At 64.3% G+C, this 17,257-nt stretch carries 17 protein-coding genes; 8 read left to right on the top strand and 9 right to left on the bottom strand.

Annotated elements, in window-relative coordinates; genetic code table 11:
• Positions 1-69 precede the first annotated feature (69 nt).
• From JKL46_RS24225 to JKL46_RS24205, 5 genes are all read right to left on the bottom strand, one after another.
• Positions 70-711 (bottom strand): TetR/AcrR family transcriptional regulator, encoded by a 642-nt coding sequence (locus JKL46_RS24225; protein WP_201838227.1) that lies wholly within the window; start codon positions 709-711, stop codon positions 70-72.
• 92 nt (positions 712-803) lie between these two features.
• The gene (locus tag JKL46_RS24220; RefSeq protein ID WP_246529492.1) at positions 804-2,258 is read right to left on the bottom strand and encodes an FAD-binding oxidoreductase; all 1,455 of its coding nucleotides are present in this window, start codon (positions 2,256-2,258) and stop codon (positions 804-806) included.
• A 62-nt stretch (positions 2,259-2,320) separates the two neighbouring features.
• A complete protein-coding gene (locus JKL46_RS24215; protein WP_201838225.1) occupies positions 2,321-3,259 on the bottom strand; it encodes a dihydrodipicolinate synthase family protein in 939 nt (312 codons plus the stop codon).
• A 78-nt stretch (positions 3,260-3,337) separates the two neighbouring features.
• Positions 3,338-4,309 carry a Bug family tripartite tricarboxylate transporter substrate binding protein gene (locus JKL46_RS24210; RefSeq protein ID WP_201838224.1) on the bottom strand — a complete coding sequence of 324 codons (972 nt, stop codon included), beginning with the start codon at positions 4,307-4,309 and terminating at the stop codon, positions 3,338-3,340.
• Between the two features lie 46 nt (positions 4,310-4,355).
• The gene (locus tag JKL46_RS24205) at positions 4,356-4,682 is read right to left on the bottom strand and encodes a hypothetical protein (protein ID WP_201838222.1); all 327 of its coding nucleotides are present in this window, start codon (positions 4,680-4,682) and stop codon (positions 4,356-4,358) included.
• Between JKL46_RS24205 and JKL46_RS24200 the strand changes: the two genes are divergently transcribed.
• The 3 genes from JKL46_RS24200 (at position 4,669) to JKL46_RS24190 (ending at position 8,623) form a co-directional block, all read left to right on the top strand.
• Entirely contained in the window at positions 4,669-5,454 is a 786-nt protein-coding gene (locus JKL46_RS24200; RefSeq protein ID WP_201838220.1) for a FadR/GntR family transcriptional regulator, read from the top strand. The two genes, JKL46_RS24205 and JKL46_RS24200, sit on opposite strands and share 14 nt — an antisense overlap.
• Before the next feature lie 258 nt (positions 5,455-5,712).
• Positions 5,713-7,434: an L-arabinonate dehydratase gene (gene araD, locus JKL46_RS24195; protein WP_201838218.1), complete on the top strand. Its 1,722-nt coding sequence runs from the start codon at positions 5,713-5,715 to the stop codon at positions 7,432-7,434.
• A gap of 145 nt (positions 7,435-7,579) precedes the next feature.
• Positions 7,580-8,623, top strand: coding sequence for an aldose epimerase family protein (locus tag JKL46_RS24190; RefSeq protein ID WP_201838216.1), 1,044 nt, complete (start codon positions 7,580-7,582; stop codon positions 8,621-8,623).
• Positions 8,624-8,629: 6 nt separating this feature from the next.
• Here JKL46_RS24190 and JKL46_RS24185 read toward each other — a convergent pair whose 3' ends face one another.
• The 4 genes from JKL46_RS24185 to JKL46_RS24170 all read right to left on the bottom strand — a co-directional run bounded on the left by JKL46_RS24185 (position 8,630) and on the right by JKL46_RS24170 (position 12,677).
• Positions 8,630-9,406: an SDR family NAD(P)-dependent oxidoreductase gene (locus JKL46_RS24185; RefSeq protein ID WP_201838214.1), complete on the bottom strand. Its 777-nt coding sequence runs from the start codon at positions 9,404-9,406 to the stop codon at positions 8,630-8,632.
• A 10-nt stretch (positions 9,407-9,416) separates the two neighbouring features.
• A complete protein-coding gene (locus JKL46_RS24180) occupies positions 9,417-10,352 on the bottom strand; it encodes an EamA family transporter (RefSeq protein WP_201838212.1) in 936 nt (311 codons plus the stop codon).
• Between the two features lie 221 nt (positions 10,353-10,573).
• Positions 10,574-11,020, bottom strand: coding sequence for a hypothetical protein (locus JKL46_RS24175; RefSeq protein WP_201838210.1), 447 nt, complete (start codon positions 11,018-11,020; stop codon positions 10,574-10,576).
• A 46-nt stretch (positions 11,021-11,066) separates the two neighbouring features.
• Positions 11,067-12,677, bottom strand: a complete 1,611-nt coding sequence (locus JKL46_RS24170; protein WP_201838207.1) for a phosphoenolpyruvate carboxykinase — start codon at positions 12,675-12,677, stop codon at positions 11,067-11,069.
• A gap of 499 nt (positions 12,678-13,176) precedes the next feature.
• On the opposite strand from JKL46_RS24170, the gene JKL46_RS24165 reads away from it, so the two are divergent.
• From JKL46_RS24165 to JKL46_RS24145, 5 genes are all read left to right on the top strand, one after another.
• Positions 13,177-13,875 carry a response regulator transcription factor gene (locus JKL46_RS24165; protein ID WP_201838205.1) on the top strand — a complete coding sequence of 233 codons (699 nt, stop codon included), beginning with the start codon at positions 13,177-13,179 and terminating at the stop codon, positions 13,873-13,875.
• 43 nt (positions 13,876-13,918) lie between these two features.
• Positions 13,919-15,772 (top strand): sensor histidine kinase, encoded by a 1,854-nt coding sequence (locus tag JKL46_RS24160; protein ID WP_201838204.1) that lies wholly within the window; start codon positions 13,919-13,921, stop codon positions 15,770-15,772.
• Positions 15,769-16,224, top strand: a complete 456-nt coding sequence (locus JKL46_RS24155) for an HPr kinase/phosphorylase (RefSeq protein WP_201838203.1) — start codon at positions 15,769-15,771, stop codon at positions 16,222-16,224. Before JKL46_RS24160 ends, JKL46_RS24155 begins: the two co-directional genes overlap by 4 nt.
• Before the next feature lie 88 nt (positions 16,225-16,312).
• Positions 16,313-16,714 carry a PTS sugar transporter subunit IIA gene (locus tag JKL46_RS24150; RefSeq protein WP_201838202.1) on the top strand — a complete coding sequence of 134 codons (402 nt, stop codon included), beginning with the start codon at positions 16,313-16,315 and terminating at the stop codon, positions 16,712-16,714.
• 5 nt (positions 16,715-16,719) lie between these two features.
• Positions 16,720-17,040 (top strand): HPr family phosphocarrier protein, encoded by a 321-nt coding sequence (locus tag JKL46_RS24145; protein ID WP_201838200.1) that lies wholly within the window; start codon positions 16,720-16,722, stop codon positions 17,038-17,040.
• Positions 17,041-17,257 lie beyond the last annotated feature (217 nt).

The raw sequence follows: 17,257 nt of genomic DNA, 5'->3' as shown, positions 1-17,257 counted from the left end.
CCGCTCTATGTAACCAACCAGTTAATTAGAGGCCGAGTTGTCGGACATGTCAAGCATCGTTTGGAAAAATCAGGCGCTGACGCCGGCGATCACGAAATCGACCACGTGGTCGATGCGCTCCTTCATGGCGGGCGCGGACAGAAGCTCGCGGCCGAACGCCACCGAGAGGGTATAGACGTTGGACAGGTAGAAGTAGCAGAGCCCGGCGATGGACACGTAGAGCTGGACAGGATCGATGCCGGGGCGGATCTCGCCTGTGGCCTCGCCACGCTTGAGGATGACGCCGATGGTCTCGATGACCGGGGAGTTCATGGTGTGCACCTGCCCGGATTTCTTCAGGTGCTTCGCGCGATGCTGGTTCTCGGTGTTGAGCAGCATCATGAACTCGGGATGCTTCACGAAGTAGTTCCACGTGAAGCGCACGAGCTCTTCCAGCGCCTGCAGCGGAGACAATTCCTCCAGGTGCAATTCCCGCTCCGCCGCGCGGATATGGTCATAGGCCGCCTCGAGGGTTGCCAGGAACAGCGCCTCCTTGCTCCCGTAATAGTAATAAAGCATGCGCTTGTTGCTGCGGGCGGCCTCCGCGATCTGGTCGACCCTTGCCCCGCCATAACCGTGGCCGGCGAATTCCGCCGTTGCCGCGTCGAGAATCCGGCGCTTCGTCGCCTCTGCGTCTCGAACGAATTGTCGGCTGACGGCGGGAGCGCTCATGGAGGTCCAGTGGCTTTACGTCCGGTTGTCTGTGACCTGACAGGCAGGCCTGGCCTTGTTACCTCAACCGCCGGCAAAACGGAACGGGTGCCTCAGGCCTTTCCGACGGGCAGAGCCGGCGGCAGGTCCTCGCCCAGGGACACGATCTTTCCTGGGTTGAGAATGTTGTGCGGATCGAGCGCCGCCTTGACGGTGCGCATCAGGTCCAGGGCGACCGGGTCCTTGTAGCGCGCCAGCTCGTCGCGCTTGATGAGCCCGACCCCATGCTCGGCGGCGATCGAGCCGTTCATGGCATGGACGATGTCGTGGACGATGCGGTTGAAGCGCTCCCATTGCGAAAGGAAGACCTGCTTCTCCATATCGACGGGCTGGCTCAGGTTGAAATGGATGTTGCCGTCGCCGAAATGGCCGAAGGCGCAGACGCGTACGCTCGGCAGCGCCGCCTCGCAGGCCCGGCTTGCCGTGACGATGAAATCGGCGACCTCGGAGACGGGCACGGACACGTCGTGCTTGATCGAGCCACCCTCGAGCCCCTGCACGTCGGAGAGGCTTTCGCGCAAGTGCCAGAGGGCCGTGTTCTGAGCGTCGCTCGCCGCAATAGTCGCATCCTCGATGGTGCCGCCTTCGAAGGCCGCCTCCAGCACCTTCTCCAGCTGTTCGCGCAGGTCGAGTTCCGGGTCAGGCGAGGAGAGTTCGATCAGGGCATAGGCGGCATGATCGCCAGCGAGCGGGCGGACTGCGCCGGGGGCATGCTTGAGCACGATCTCAAGCGCGAAGCGCGGCATGAACTCGAAGGCCGTCAGCTCGTCGCCCGCCCGCTGGCGCAGGCTCTCGAAGAGGTCGAGCGCCGCATGGGGGGAGGCGCAGCCGACGAAGGCGACCACCTGCGTCTTGGGTCGCGGAAACAGCTTCAGCACCGCGGCGGTCACGATGCCGAGCGTCCCCTCCGACCCGATGAAGAGGTTCTTCAGGTCGTAGCCCATATTGTCCTTGCGCAAGCCCTTGAGGCCGTTCCAGATCCGCCCGTCGGCCAGCACCACCTCGAGCCCGAGCACGAGATCGCGGGTATTGCCGTAGCGCAGCACGTTCACGCCGCCCGCATTGGTGGCGATGTTGCCGCCGATCCGGCAGGAGCCCTCCGAGGCGAGGGACAGGGGGAAGATGCAATCGACCGCGTTGGCGGCGTCCTGAACGCTTTTAAGAATGCAGCCGGCCTCGGCTGTGATCGTGGCGTTGAAGGCATTGACCTCGCGGATGCGGTCTAGCCGCGCGAGCGAGAGCACGATGCCCTTATGCGGCACGCCGCCTCCGACGAGGCCGGTATTGCCGCCCTGCGGCACGATGGCGATTCCTGCCTTCGCGCATTCCCCGACGACGAAGGCAACCTCTTCGGTGCTGCCCGGACGGACCACCGCCATGGCGGTGCCGCGGTAGAGTTTCCGCTCCTCGACGAGATAGCCCGCCATCTCAGCGGGATCGACGATCACATGCTTGGCTCCCAGACGGGCGGACAGCACGTCCAGGAGACCGGTATTGGACTCAACCATCGAAATCACAGGCGCCTTCATGCTGCCGGATCGCGTCCGGCCGACCAACTTGGCCGATCACATTACGCGGCAGCGGCCTGCTGTCGAGCGGTCATTTCAGCAGCGAGCAGCGCCCGCGCCGCCTCCTTGATCTCGCCGTGGATCGCCGGATCCGCCTCGGTGAGCAGCGGCAGGATCGGGCCCATATCGGCGACGCCGGAGAGCGAGACCGCCGTGTGCAGGACGCGGATGGCGTTGTGACGTTCGCGGATGGCTTCGAGCGGCAGGAAGGTTTCGAGCAGGCGCTTGGCCTCCGCCTCGTCGCCGCGCTTGAGGGCGTGGAGATAGGACATCGACAGATGCGGCGCGATGCAGACGCAGCCGGCGGTGAAGCCGGCGAGCTTGAAATGGGTGAGATGCGGGAAGGCCGGCGGCTCGCCGAAGCCGCTCACGATGCGCTCGGCACCGACCGCATCGATCAGCTCCTGCAGATAGGCATCCTGCGTCAGGTCGCTGCGCGGCACGGCATATTTGATGCCGAAGACGGCGCCCTGCTCCACCATCCGCCCGATGGCCTTGGCGGGCACGTAGCCGTCGGTCTTGATGTAGACGATCAGCGGCACGCCGGACCGGTCGACGAACTCCTGCAGGCCGCGCACCACGCCGTCCGGCGTCTGCGGCGCGATCATCGGCAGCGCCATGGCGGCGGGATAGCGGCGGCTTTTCAGGATCGCGGCCTCGTCGACGAGCTTGCCCCAGTCCGGACCGACGGAGGGGATGAGCCACGTGCTGTCGGCCACCGATTCCTCGAGGCTGTCGAGCCAGTCGGCAAAGCGCGAGACCGGCCAGTTATGCACGTTGGCATTGCCGCCATAGAGCAGCGTCGACACGCCGCCGGCTTCAAGGTGGCGGATCAGCTTGGCATTGGCCTCGCGGCTCACCTCGAAGTCGGGCGTCAGGGCGAAAGGCGGAACGGCCAGAACGGAGCGGGCGAGTTCGGAGGTTTCGATCTTTGTCAGCATGGATATGTCTCGCTGTGTTGATGGCTGTTCTGGATGGGCCGGTCGCTCATTCGCTCGGCTCAGGAATAATAGAATTCGTCACTGGCCGAGCTGGATGCCGACGGCCTTCACGACCTCGGACCATTTCTGCCGCTCGCCCTGGATGTATTCGGCGAATTGCTTCGGCGTCATCGGCGCAGGCGTCGAGGCCAGTTCGGCGGCCTTCTTCTGGACCTCGGGCTTTTCGAGAATCGCCTTCACATCCGCCGCGATGGTGTCGACGACAGCCTGAGGCGTGCCGGCGGGCGCCCACAGCCCGTTCCATGAGGTCGCGTCGAAGCCGGTCAGAGACTCGGCGATGGCCGGGATTTCCGGCGCCTGCGCGCTGCGCTCCGGGCTGGTGACGGCGAGCGCGCGCACGGTGCCGGCCTGCGCCTGCGGCCAGGCGATGGTCATGTTGTCGAAGGCGAGATCGATATGGCCGCCGATCAGGCCATTGACGATGTCCTGCGAGCTGCGGAACGGCACATGGGTCATCTTCGCGCCGGTCTTGAGCTGGAACAGCTCGGCGGCGAGATGCTGCGAGGTGCCGGCGCCGGACGAGCCATAGTTCAGCTTGCCGGGATTCTGCTTCGCGTATTCGACGAATTCGGCAAAAGTCTTGACCGGTACCTTGGGGGTCACGACCAGCAGGTTGGGAAGCTTGGCCAGGCCCGTGATCGCCACGAAATCCTTTTCCGTGTCGTGCGGCAGGTTCTTGTAGAGGAACGGGTTGATGGCATGGGTGCTCACCGTGCCGACCAGAAGCGTGTGCCCGTCCGGCGCGGCCTTGGCGACGGCGGTCGTCCCGATATTGCCGCCGGCACCCGGGCGGTTCTCGATCACGAAGGGCTTGCCGTATTTGGCCTGAAGCTGCTCGGCGACGATGCGGGCGAAGAGGTCGGTCGTCCCGCCGGCGCCGAAAGGCACGACGATCGTGACCTGTTTCTGCGGCCATGCCGGTGCCTGCGCCTGGACTGCGCCGACACCGAGGAGACAGGACAGGCCGATGGCCGCGAGAACTGCCTTCATCAGAAAACCTCCCTGGATCGATTTGTCGTTGAGTGTCGGCCTCGGATCAGCCGGCGCCATTCTTGTATGGCAACATACAAATTTTGACAAGCCGGCGCAGGTAAGTCAAACTCCATCTGCGCCGGGCGTTTTTCCACCAGGAGATGTGACAGTGAAACCGATTTGCTTTGACTTCGAGGGTCTCGACAAGTAGTGAGACATACGACAAGTTGGTCAGCCAGAACGGACGCTTCGTCCGCGAGGACAGACCTCCGCTCCGCCCCACGGGGCAGGCCCGGCGGATCGCTTTCGGACCATTGGAAGCGGCGACGGGCGGATCCCAGTTTTCCAGCGCCTTGCAAGAGGCACGCAAGAGCTCGATGACCGAAAGCACCTTCCTCTCCGGCCTGTCCCTCAACACCGTCGCCCGTAAACGCAATCTGGTGAGCGATCTGGCAGAAGCGATCTCGCGCGAGATCGCCGAAGGGCGGCTGCAGGCGGGCGATCGTCTGCCGACGGAGGCTGAACTCGCAGCCGCCGCGGGCGTGAGCCGGACCGTGGTGCGCGAGGCCGTGGCTGCGCTGAAAGCCGCCAAGCTCGTTCAGACCCGCCAAGGTGCCGGCGCCTTCGTGCTGCCGCCGCCGCCGAAATCGGATTTTTTCGCCTCCCTCAGCAATGGCGAGGTCGACGACATTCTCGCGATGCTCGAATTGCGCCTCGCCGTAGAGGTGGAAGCCGCTTCGCTCGCCGCCGTGCGCCGCACGGACGAGGAGCTGGCCGCGCTCGACCGTGCACTCGAAAACATCGTCAAGGGCGAGGATTACGGCATCGCGGCGGATCTCGAGTTTCATCGCATCCTCGCAGGCGCAACCAAGAACCCGTATTTCGCGCGGTTCCTCGATTTCCTCGGCGGCTTCGCCGTCCCCCGCCGGCATATCGTGCGCCAGGTGGACGAGGATGAGGGCAAGCAGGATTATCTCGCCGTGATCGAGCGCGAGCATCGTGCGATCCGCGATGCCATCGCCATGGGCGACTCGAATCTTGCTGCAGCGATGATGCGCGCGCATCTCGCCAACAGCCGCAACCGCTACATGGAGCGGATCACGCAGAATTCTGCGAAGCCTGCGCTCAGAGCGCCCAAGCTGCGCTCCTCCGCAAAAGCCTGAACCCCCGGCGCATCGTGCGAAAGCGCGGACCCGGTTATTCGCCGACGCGGCCCCTCGGGTCGCGCTCAATGATGCGCCGGCTAAGAGATGAGGCATCGGATGGGATCCCAAAAGTAGATTTTCTTTCAGGTCCGATGCTCTAACCCCTCGTCCGAAGCCGCTCTGCGCACTTGACAGTCACACTCAAAACGGCGACCAATTTCTAAATTTGTATGATATATGGCTTTTGCGCTGCAATGCGCAGGGAGAGAGACGGTCATGACGAAGCGGACGCCTGAGCAGTTGAGAAGTCACCGCTGGTTCGGTGTGACCGATCTGCGGTCCTTCGGGCACCGCTCCCGCACGCTGCAGATGGGCTATGCGCGCGAAGATTTCATGGGCAAGCCCGTGATCGCCATCATCAATACCTGGAGCGATATCAATCCCTGCCATGCGCATTTCCGCGTGCGCGTCGAAGACGTGAAGCGCGGCGTGTGGCAGGCCGGTGGCTTCCCCATCGAGCTCCCGGCCCTGTCGTTGTCGGAGAACTTCGTCAAGCCGACCACCATGCTCTACCGCAACCTCCTCGCGCTCGAGGTGGAGGAGTTGCTGCGCTCGCACCCGATCGACGGTGCCGTGCTCATGGGCGGCTGCGACAAGACCACGCCCGCAACCGTGATGGGCGCGATCAGCATGAACCTGCCGATGATCTTCATGCCGGCAGGCCCCATGATCCGCGGCCACCACGGCGGCACGATCCTCGGCTCTGGATCCGACATCTGGAAGTACTGGGCCGAGAAGGAAGCCGGCACGATCACGAACCAGCAATGGAACGATATGGAGGCCGGCATCGCGCGTTCGCCCGGTACCTGCATGACCATGGGCACCGCCTCGACCATGACCTCCATCGTCGAGACCTTAGGGTTGAGCTTGCCGGGAGCAGCCTCCATCCCGGCGGTCGATGCCGCCCATCCGCGCATGGCGAGCCTCACCGGCCGGAAGATCGTCGAGATGGTGTGGGACGATCTGAAACCCAGCGACATCCTCACGCGGCGTTCCTTCGAGAATGCGCTGATGGTTCACAATGCGCTCGCCGGCTCGACCAACGCGATGATCCATCTCGTGGCGATGGCAGGCCGTGCCGGCATCGAGGTCAACCTGCAGGATTTCGACGATTTCGCGCAGAAGGTGCCGGTGATCGCCAACCTGCGTCCCTCGGGCGAATGGCTGATGGAGGATTTCCACATCGCCGGCGGCATACGCGGCCTTCTCTCCCGCCTCGAGCCCCTGCTCCATCTCGACGAGCGTACGGTGACGGGCACCTTGCGCGATGCGCTCGAAGGCGCCGCCGTCTACAACGACGACGTGATCCGTCCGCTCGACAAGCCGATCGCAGCCTCCGGTGGCACGGCGATCCTGCGCGGCAATCTCGCGCCGAACGGCTGCGTGATCAAGCCGCCGGCGGCCGAGCCGCGGTTGTTGCAGCATACGGGCCCCGCCATCGTCTTCGACACCTATGACGAGATGACGAAGGCCGTGAACGATCTCGACCTCGACGTCACGCCCGATCACATCATGGTCTTGCGCAATGCCGGGCCCATCGGAGGCCCTGGCATGCCGGAATGGGGCATGCTGCCGATCCCGAAGAAACTCCTGCGTCAGGGCGTGCGCGACATGCTGCGCATCTCCGATGCGCGCATGAGCGGCACCAGCTACGGCGCCTGCATCCTGCATGTCTCGCCGGAGGCGCATATCGGCGGCCCGCTCGCCGCCGTGCGTAACGGAGATCTGATCACCGTCGACGTGCCGAGCCGCTCGATCCATCTGCACGTCAGCGACGAGCAGATCGCCGATCGCCTGCGCACATGGTCGCCGCCGCCGCGCGACTACCCGCGCGGCTACAACAAGCTCTTCGCGCAGCATATCCGCCAGGCCCACGAAGGCTGCGACTTCGACTTCCTCGAAGGATCCGGCGGCGTGCCGGAGCCCGAGATCCATTAGCGCATCATGCGATGCGCCAAATGAGTAAGGAGCATCGGATGGATCCCAAAAGTGGATTCCACTTTTGCGTCCGATGCTTGAGTTCTCTCCAACTGCCGGCAGCAAGGCCACATGGCGGCGCTGCCGGCATTTTTGTGGTCCGGTCATGAGCATCCAGAAAACCGCCTTCGGCACCATCGACGGTCAACCCGTCGAAGCCTTCGAGATCGAGAACGGCGCGATCCGCGCGACGATCATCACCTATGCCGCGGCCGTAAGCCGCCTCTTCGCCCCCGATCGCGAAGGGCGCTCAGCCGATATCGTATTGGGTTACGACGACATCGAATCCTACGTCCGTACCCGCGGCAATGCCGGCGCGATCTGCGGCCGCTATGCCAACCGCATCGCCGATGGAACATTCACGCTCAATGGGCAGACCTATTCCCTCTCGGTCGACGAACCGCCCAATCACATCCACGGCGGCCTTGGCGGGTTCAGCAAGCGGGTCTGGAGCGGCGAGGCCGACACGGCGAACAACGCGGTGCGGATGACGCTTCACCGGCCCGACGGCGACGAAGGCTATCCGGGCGCCGTCACCGCCTCCGTCACCTACAGGCTGACGGCGGATGCCGCTCTCGAGATCCTGATGGAGGCGACCACCGACCGGCCGACCATCATCAATCTGGTCCATCACGGCTATTGGAACCTCGCTGGCCACGACAGCGGGCACATCCGTGACCAGCTCCTTGTCATCGACGCCGATCGCTACACGCCCGTCGGCCCGGCCAAGATCCCGACCGGCGAGTTGGCGCCTGTCGCAGGCACCGCCTTCGACTTCCGGTCATCGCGTCCCATCGGCGCCATGTTCGACGACACCGCGCAGCTGCCGGAAGCAGGCTACGACCACAATTTCTGCCTCAATGGCGGGAGCACTCCACTGCACCGCGCCGCCCGCGCTCTCGATCCGGTCTCAGGCCGCGGTCTGGAGATCTGGACCAACCAGCCGGGCGTCCAGTTCTACACCGCCAATCATTTCGGCAAGATCCCCGCCACCGGCAAAGGCGGTGCTTCTTACGAGAAGCATGCAGGCTTCGCCCTCGAGACGCAGAACTATCCGAACGCGCCGAACACTCCGCATTTCCCTTCGGCCGTGCTGCGTCCCGGCGAAACCTATCGCCATGCAATGCGCATTCCGTTCTTCGTTGCCTGAACCCGTTCAGATGCCGGAGGCGAGGTAGCCTCCGTCGACGTTGAGGACGCTTCCCGTCACGAACCCTGATGCAGGCGAGGCGAGATAGATCGCGGCGCCGACGAGCTCGTCGAGCTGGCCGAAGCGGCCCATGGGCGTGCGAAGAAGCGCGTTCTCCTTGCGCTTCGGGCTCATCTTCGACTGGTTCAGATCGGTCATGAAGAAGCCTGGCGAGATGGCGTTGACGCGCACGTTGCGATCCGCCCATTCCGCCGCGAGCGACTTGGTCAGCCCGACGACGCCATGCTTGCTGGCCGCGTAGACCGAGGCGAGCGGCCAGCCGCGATGGGCGGCGAGCGAGGCGATGGTGATGATCGAGCCCGATCCGCGCTCCAGCATAGGGCGGCCGAAGCCGGTGCAGGTGAAGAACACGCTGCGCAGGTTCGTATGCATGACCTCGCCATATTCCGCCGGCGTGAACGCCTCGGCGGGTTTGAGAATCGTGATGCCCTGGCACACCACGACAATGTCCGGAGGCCCCAGATCGGTGAGGACCGCTTCGACAAGCCGGTCGATCTCCTCAGGCTGCGAGGCATCGACCACGTAGCCTCTCGCCTCGGAATCGAAGGCCTGCAGGCGCCGCGTCGCCTCTTCGACTTTCGCAGGCGTTCTGGCAGCGATCGCCACCCGCGCGCCGCTGGACTGAAAGCCGTGGGCGATCGCATTGCCGATCCCGCTCGACCCGCCGACGATCAGCGCGGTCCTGCCGTGCAACGACAGCTGCGATCCAGAGGTTGGCGACATGCTTTTCGTCTCAACCAAGCTTCTCTCCCTTCAGACACTCCGCTTGCACGGACGGCTCGAGATCATCGGGCGCCGAGACGCTCACCCTGCGCGCCCAGCCTTCGGACCGGCGCTGATGGTTGAGCAGGTAGAGGACCGATCCGATCACCACGAGCGCGCCGGCGAGCACATGCAGCTTCGGCTCGTCACCGAACACGAAAAGCCCCACCGGAATAGCCCAGACCAGCTTGGTGTATTGCATGGGCGCGACGCTGGAGGCGGGAGCCCTGCGCAAGGCCTCGATCATGAGGAACTGAGACGCCACCATCACGAGACCCGAGATGATGACGAGACCGACATCGCTCCAGGCGGGCGTGTGGCTCATGAACACGCCCGGAAGGCTCGCCGCGAGTTGTCCTGCCATCACGGCCGCAACCATGATCGCGCGGTTTTCCTGCGAGCCGATGGAGCGCATGATCAGGACGACGCCGGCGCCGACGAAGACATTCATGAAGGCGGCGAGATGTCCGAGGGACAGCGCGCCATGTCCCGGCTGCACCATGATCAGGATCCCTGCAAAGCCGACCAGGATCGCGATCCAGCGGGCAAGCCCCGTGCGTTCACCCAGGAGCCACGCAGCCGCCACCGTGACGACGAGCGGCGAGCCGAAGGTGATGGCGTAGACGTCGGCGAGCGGCAGAAGCGAGAAGGCGTAGAAACCGGACACCGTTCCGATTCCGGCAAGAAAGCCCCGGCTGATCAGCAGTTTCGGGTTTCGCACAGTCGAGAGCCGGTAGGCTTTGTCGCGCCAGATCACGAAGCCCACCACGATGCAGGCCACGCTCGCCTGCATGGCGATGATCTGGAAGATGGGATAGCGGGTGGAAAGCAGCTTCACGAGGGTATCGCTGGCGGCAAACAGAGCATTTGCGCCAATCGCGAAAAGAACACCTGTCAGCTGGAGCACGAGCGGATCCCACCTGGACGCGAGAACGCCCTAGGCGAATCCCGTCTTACTTGCCTGTCATCATACAGGCATTTTGCTTTTTCAGAATTCCTTTAATGCATGGCTGGGAAGCGTCTGGGGTGACTTTAGCGTCGCGAGCTTCGCGGCCGCGCGGAATTCCTTCTTTCTTCCGTTAGGGAAGAATGACGTCCCAGCCCGATCGTCGGGAGTGCGAAGTCGCATCAGCTGTCCTGGTCGGACTTTCGGTAGAACGACCAGACGAAGGTGCTCATCAACAGGACGGTCACGAGCGTGGAGAGGATGGCGCTTGCCCAATAGGCATCGCCGCAGCCCTCCAGGCGTGCCAATTCCACGAGCTGACGCGGAAACAGGTTCTCTTGGACCGACATCGCGGCGAGCGTTCCGACCCCCAGACCGGCCGGAAGTGAGAACCAGCGGCCGAATTTGGGATCCGCAATCGTGATGGCAGCGACGCCCAATCCGATCAGGACGGGAAAGGACAGAAGCTCGTTCAGCAGATGGCGCCACAAGCCTACGGGCATCGGCCAGCCGGCGCCGACCCCGCTCATGACCTTGTCGCAGACTTCCGCCATGGCAGGAGAGGCCATCAGGCCGATGGCGATGCCGGCGAGAAGCAGCTTTGCAGGAAATGAGAAAAGGCGGCCCATGGGCCGCCTTGGTAACATTATTCCGAAAAGATTGTAACTTTATTCGCTAAGCCGCGATCGAGGTCTGCGGGGCGGCGGAGCGGACGTCCGAGTCCACGTGGCCTTCGAAGCGCTTGAAGTTCTCATTGAACATGTCGATCAGGCGCTGGGCGGTCTCGGCGAATTCCGCCTTGTTCTGCCAGGTCTTGACCGGATAGAGGATGTGCGGCTCGACGCCGGGCACCGAGGTCGGCACCGCGAAGCCGAAATAGGGATCGCGGCGGAAATCGGCGCGGGAGAGCGAGCCGTCGAGCGCCGCCGTCAGCAGGCGGCGGGTGACGCGGATCGGCATGCGCCGGCCGACGCCGTATTTGCCGCCGGTCCAGCCCGTGTTGACGAGCCAGCAATCGACCGAGTGCTTGGCGATGAGATCGCGCAGCAGGTTGCCGTATTCGGAGGGGTGACGCGGCATGAAGGGCGCGCCGAAGCAGGTCGAGAACGTCGCCTCCGGATCCTTCACGCCCTTTTCCGTACCCGCCACCTTCGCGGTGTAGCCGGAGAGGAAGTGGTACATGGCTTCCGCCGGCGTCAGCTTGGCGATGGGCGGCAGCACGCCGAAGGCATCGCAGGTGAGCATCACGATGTTCTTCGGAATGCCGGCGCGGCCGCTGGGGCTTGCATTGGGAATGAAGTCGAGCGGATAGGCGCAGCGCGTGTTCTCGGTCTTCGAGGCGTCGTCGAAATCGGGAATGCGCGTGATCGGGTCGATGGTCACGTTCTCCAGCACCGTGCCGAAGCGCTCGGTGGTGGCGTAGATCTCCGGCTCCGCCTCGCGGGAGAGGCGGATGGTCTTGGCGTAGCAGCCGCCCTCGAAATTGAATACGCCGTTCGGGGTCCAGCCATGCTCGTCGTCGCCGAGCAGAACGCGGTCCGGATCGTTGGAGAGCGTGGTCTTGCCGGTGCCGGAGAGGCCGAAGAACACGGCCACGTCGCCCCTGTCGCCCACATTGGCGGAGCAATGCATGGGCATGATCTTCTGGGCGGGCAGGACGTAGTTGAGATAGGTGAAGACCGACTTCTTCATCTCGCCCGCATAGGACGTGCCGCCGATGAGCACGATCTTGCGCTTGAAGTCGCAGGCAATGACCGTTTCCGTGCGGCAGCCGTGACGGGCCGGATCGGCCTTGAAGGACGGCAGGTCGATGATGGTCAGTCCCGGCACATAATCGGTGAGCTCGCCGCGATCGGGGCGGATCAGCAGGTTGCGGATGAAGAGGGAATGCCAGGCATATTCCGTGAAGACGCGGGCCTTGACCCGGTAGGCCGGATCGGCGCCGCCGTAGAGATCCTGCGCGAACAGCTCCTTGCCCTCGGCATGGGCGAGGAAGTCGGCCAGCAGGGTATCGAAATGGCCGGGGGTGATGGCGCCGTTATTGTCCCACCAAACGGTGTTTTCCGTGGTCTCGTCGCGCACCACGAACTTGTCCTTTGGCGAGCGGCCCGTATGCACGCCGGTGTCGGCCAGAAGCGCACCGCCCTGCACCAGCCTGGTCTCGCCCCGGGTCAGGGACTGCTCGTAGAGCGCGGGCGCCTCGAGATTCCAATAGACCCGTTTGAGGTTGCGGAGGCCGGAGCCCTCAGCGCCCTGTGCGCTGTTGAACACGCCGATATTTTCCACGGAAGACTTCTCCTGATTGCCGGTCACCGCGCGGCCGGATGGGCCGCTGTCCGATGGCCGTCGGATGGGTAGGGCCAAACAATTCGGGCAAAACTTTGCCGTCACGCTTGAACATGGAACCTTCTTTAGGTCAGCTGCCGATCCGGTCAACTCTGGCCGTTTCATCGCATTCTATTTTCCCGGATGCCAGACCTTCAATCGGCTCATTCGCCTGGATTTCCGGGATTTTTCGAGTTCTTTCGTATGATGGTTACCTGCCGCAAGGGAAAACACACGCGGGCATCGGAGCCGTGTTCTTGCGGCCGCGACCGATGGTTCGGCCTCGGTTGAATTGCCGTCTCACAGGCACCACGTCAGGGCCACCCCCTGGTCCATCTCCTGGGCGAAACCATATTTGTGCCACGAGAAAGGCGCAGTTGGGGACATTTTTGGGCCCTCTGCGTTGTCAGACGGGACGAAACAGCCGACATTCGCCCGTGCTTAAGCTAAGGAAGAGTTCATGCCAACGATCGCCCTCGTCGATGACGATCGCAATATCCTGACCTCTGTGTCCATCGCCCTCGAGGCGGAGGGCTACCGCATTCAGACTTATACGGACGGAGCCTCGGCCCTGGACGGGCTCAAGCATGCCCCGCCGGATCTCGCCATCTTCGACATCAAGATGCCGCGCATGGACGGCATGGAGCTGCTGCGCCGCCTGCGCCAGAAATCGGACCTGCCGGTGATCTTCCTGACCTCGAAGGACGAGGAGATCGACGAATTGTTCGGCCTCAAGATGGGCGCCGACGACTTCATCCGGAAGCCGTTCTCCCAGCGTCTGCTGGTCGAGCGCGTGAAGGCCGTTCTGCGCCGTTTCGCGCCCAAGGACCAGACCGCGCCCAAGGAGGCCGACCCGAAGGCGCTCGAGCGCGGGCAGCTCAAGATGGACCCGGAACGCCATGCCTGCACCTGGAAGGGCGAGCCGGTCACCCTCACCGTGACGGAATTCCTGATCCTGCAGGCGCTCGCCACGCGCCCGGGGGTGGTGAAAAGCCGCAACGCCCTGATGGATGCGGCCTATGACGACCAGGTCTATGTGGACGACAGGACCATCGACAGCCACATCAAGCGCCTGCGCAAGAAGTTCAAGTCGGTTGACCAGACTTTCGAAATGATCGAGACCCTCTACGGCGTGGGCTACCGCTTCAAGGAAGCCTGACGCTTTTGAAGGCGCAAGCGAACTGGCGGGGCCAACGAGCGGCATGAAGGCTGAGCCCATCCACGCCGAGGCGACATTCGACGATCCGCCGGCTCCCCGGAGCGCCCTGGAGCGGCTGAAGCAATTCGGCCGCATGATCATCCAGAGCGGCTCGTCGAGCCTGACCCGCCGGATCGTCGTCCTCAACCTCGCCGGCCTTGTCGCGCTGCTCATCGGCTTCCTCTATCTCAATCAATTCCGCGAAGGACTGATCGAAGCCCGCGTGCAGAGCCTGCTCACCCAGGGCGAGATCATCGCCGGCGCCATCGCCGGCTCGGCCACGGTGGAAACCAACACCATCACCATCGATCCGGACCAGCTGCTGCAGATGCAGGCTGGCGAAACGGAGCGGTTCACCGACGAATCCTTCTCGGCTCTCGAGTTCTCGATCAATCCCGAGCGCGTCGCGCCCCTGCTGCGCCGCCTCGTGACGCCCACCAAGACCCGCGCCCGCATCTTCGACCGGGACGGACTGCTGCTGCTCGATTCCAGGTCGTTCTATTCCCGCGGCGACATCCTGCGCATGGAGCTGCCGCCGGTCGCGAATGTCGAGGACACGACCAGCGTGATGGAGCGCACCTGGAACAGCATCCGCAAGATGTTCCGGCGCACCAAGCGTCCTGTGCTCGAGGAGGCCGGCCCCGCCAACGGCAAATCCTTAGCCGAAGTGCAGCAGGCCTTCGCGGGCCAGCAATCGAGCGTGGTGCGCGTCAACAACCGGGGCGAGACCATCGTCTCCGTCGCCGTGCCGATCCAGCGCTTCCGCGCGGTCCAGGGCGCGCTCCTGCTCTCCACCCAGGAAGGCGACATCGACGCCATCATCGCCTCCGAGCGCTTCGCCCTGCTGCAGGTCTTCCTGGTGGCAGCCGTGGTGATGATCGTGCTGTCGCTCTTTCTCGCCGGCGCCATCGCCGGCCCGGTCCGCCGCCTCGCGGAGGCTGCCGAGCGGGTGCGCTGGGGGACGAAATCCCGCCAGGAGATTCCCGACTTCACCGGCCGCGCGGACGAGATCGGCCACCTGTCGGGCGCTCTGCGCGACATGACGAAGGCGCTCTACAACCGCATCGACGCGATCGAGAGCTTCGCCGCGGACGTGGCGCACGAACTGAAGAATCCGCTGACCTCGCTGCGCAGCGCGGTCGAGACCCTGCCGCTCGCCCGCAGCGACGACTCGCGCCAGCGGCTTCTGTCGATCATCCAGCACGACGTGAAGCGCCTCGACCGCCTGATCAGCGACATCTCCGACGCCTCGCGCCTCGATGCGGAGCTTGCCCGCTCCGATTCGGAGCCGGTGGACATGGTGCGCCTTCTCGAGGCGGTGGTCTCGGTCGCCAATCAGCGCCGCCAGGAGCACGACCCGCTCATCACCCTGAGCATCGACCGCCAGGCGCATGGCCGGGATGCCTTCCTGGTCCTCGGCCATGACAGCCGCCTCGGCCAGGTGTTCAACAACCTGATCGACAACGCGCGCTCGTTCTCGCCGCCCGACGAGACGGTGCGGGTCTCGATCCGCCGCCGCAGGAACGAGGTCGAGATCCTGGTGGAGGACAGCGGGCCGGGCATCGAGCCGGATGCCCTCGACCGGATCTTCGAGCGCTTCTACACCGACCGGCCCGAGCAGGGCTTCGGCCAGAATTCCGGCCTCGGCCTGTCGATCTCGCGCCAGATCATCGAGGCCCATCGCGGCACGATCCGCGCCGAGAACCGTCTCGGCTCCCCCGACGAGACCGGCGAGCCCCGGCGGCTCGGCGCCCGCTTCATCATCCGCCTGCCCATCGAAGGGGCGAAGGCCAAGAAGGATCAGGACAGGAAGGATAAGGGCAAGGCCAGGCGCGAGCCGGGGAAGAGGGAGCCTTGACGGGGGCGGAGACCATTCACGCCGGCTGCGTGCTCGTCGGCGAGGCGGGCCTCCTGATCCGCGGCCCGTCGGGCTCGGGCAAGTCGACTCTCGCCCGCGACGTGATCTCCCGGGCCAACGAGACCGGCCGCTTCGGGCGTCTCGTCAGCGACGACCGGACGCGCCTCGAACAGCACAATGGCCGTCTCCTCGCGCGCCCTGTGGAGCCCCTCGGCGGCTGCATCGAGATCCATGGCCTCGGCATCGTCCGGCAGCCCTTCGAAACCGCGGCCATCGTGCGGCTGGTGATCGATCTGTGCGACGACCCCGATCGCTATCCCGAGGAGGGCGAGAAGCAAATTGTCCTATGCGGCGTCATGATCCCTCGCCTTCGTCTTCAGGCCGGGGCAATCTCGGCGGACATCGCCCTGGGCTGCCTGAGTGGTGTTTGCGACACGGTCGTGACACTGTGATGAACTTTTCCGCTCAATGCTCTTGCGCTTGGCTTCGCGGTGCACAAAATAGCGGCTCCGCTCTTGGAGCCTTCGGACCTGTAACATTATGATTGGAATGGTGCTCGTCACTCACGGGCAGCTCGCGACGGAATTCAAGGCGGCGCTGGAGCATGTCGTGGGACCTCAAGAGCAGCTTGAAACGATCACGATCGGCCCCGACGACGACATGGAGACACGGCGCAAGGACATCATGGCCGCTGTGTGCCGGGTCAATTCGGGCGAGGGGGTTGTCGTCCTGACGGACATGTTCGGCGGCACGCCTTCGAACCTGGCTCTTTCCTGCATGAATGGCGGCTCCGTCGAGGTGGTCGCGGGCATCAACCTTCCCATGCTGATCAAGCTCGCCAGCGTGCGCGACGAGGAGCCCCTGGCCGACGCGGTGTCCCATGCCCAGGAGGCGGGACGCAAATACATCAACATCGCTTCGCGCGTTCTGTCGGGAAAATGACCGCGATGGACCGCCCCCTCGATCAGGACTGCCCGCCTGTTGCCGTGCCCGACGGCGCCCTGGTCAGGGAGCTGCCGATCGTCAATCGGCGCGGCCTCCATGCCCGTGCATCCGCCAAGTTCGTCCAGACCGTCGAGCGCTTCAACGCGGACGTGACCGTGACCCGCTGCGGCGAGACCGTGGGCGGACGCTCGATCATGGGCCTTTTGACCCTCGCCGCCGCGCAGGGCACCACCATCACCGTCACCGCCAAGGGCCAGGACGCCACGATCTGCCTCCAGGCCATCGACGACCTTCTCGCCAACAAATTCGGCGAGGACGAGTAGGCCCGCTTCCAGTCGTTCCCATCCCTCCCACGTCGTCACCGGCCTCGTGCCGGTGATCTCGATCGGTGAGGCGCGGCGCTTTTCCGTATCGGGATGGCCGGCACAAGACCGGCCATGACGGTCAGAGATAGGCCTATCCTCTCACCGGACATATAAAGACATCTTTATATCTTGATTGCCTCTCTCCGCGAGCTCTGGTAGAGACTGCGCCAACTCA

Source organism: Microvirga zambiensis WSM3693, assembly GCF_016735695.1.
In the GTDB taxonomy this organism is placed as follows: Bacteria; Pseudomonadota; Alphaproteobacteria; order Rhizobiales; family Beijerinckiaceae; genus Microvirga; species Microvirga zambiensis.
The sequence above is the reverse complement of the archived record's forward strand: the minus strand, read 5'-3'. Positions and strand labels throughout refer to the sequence as shown.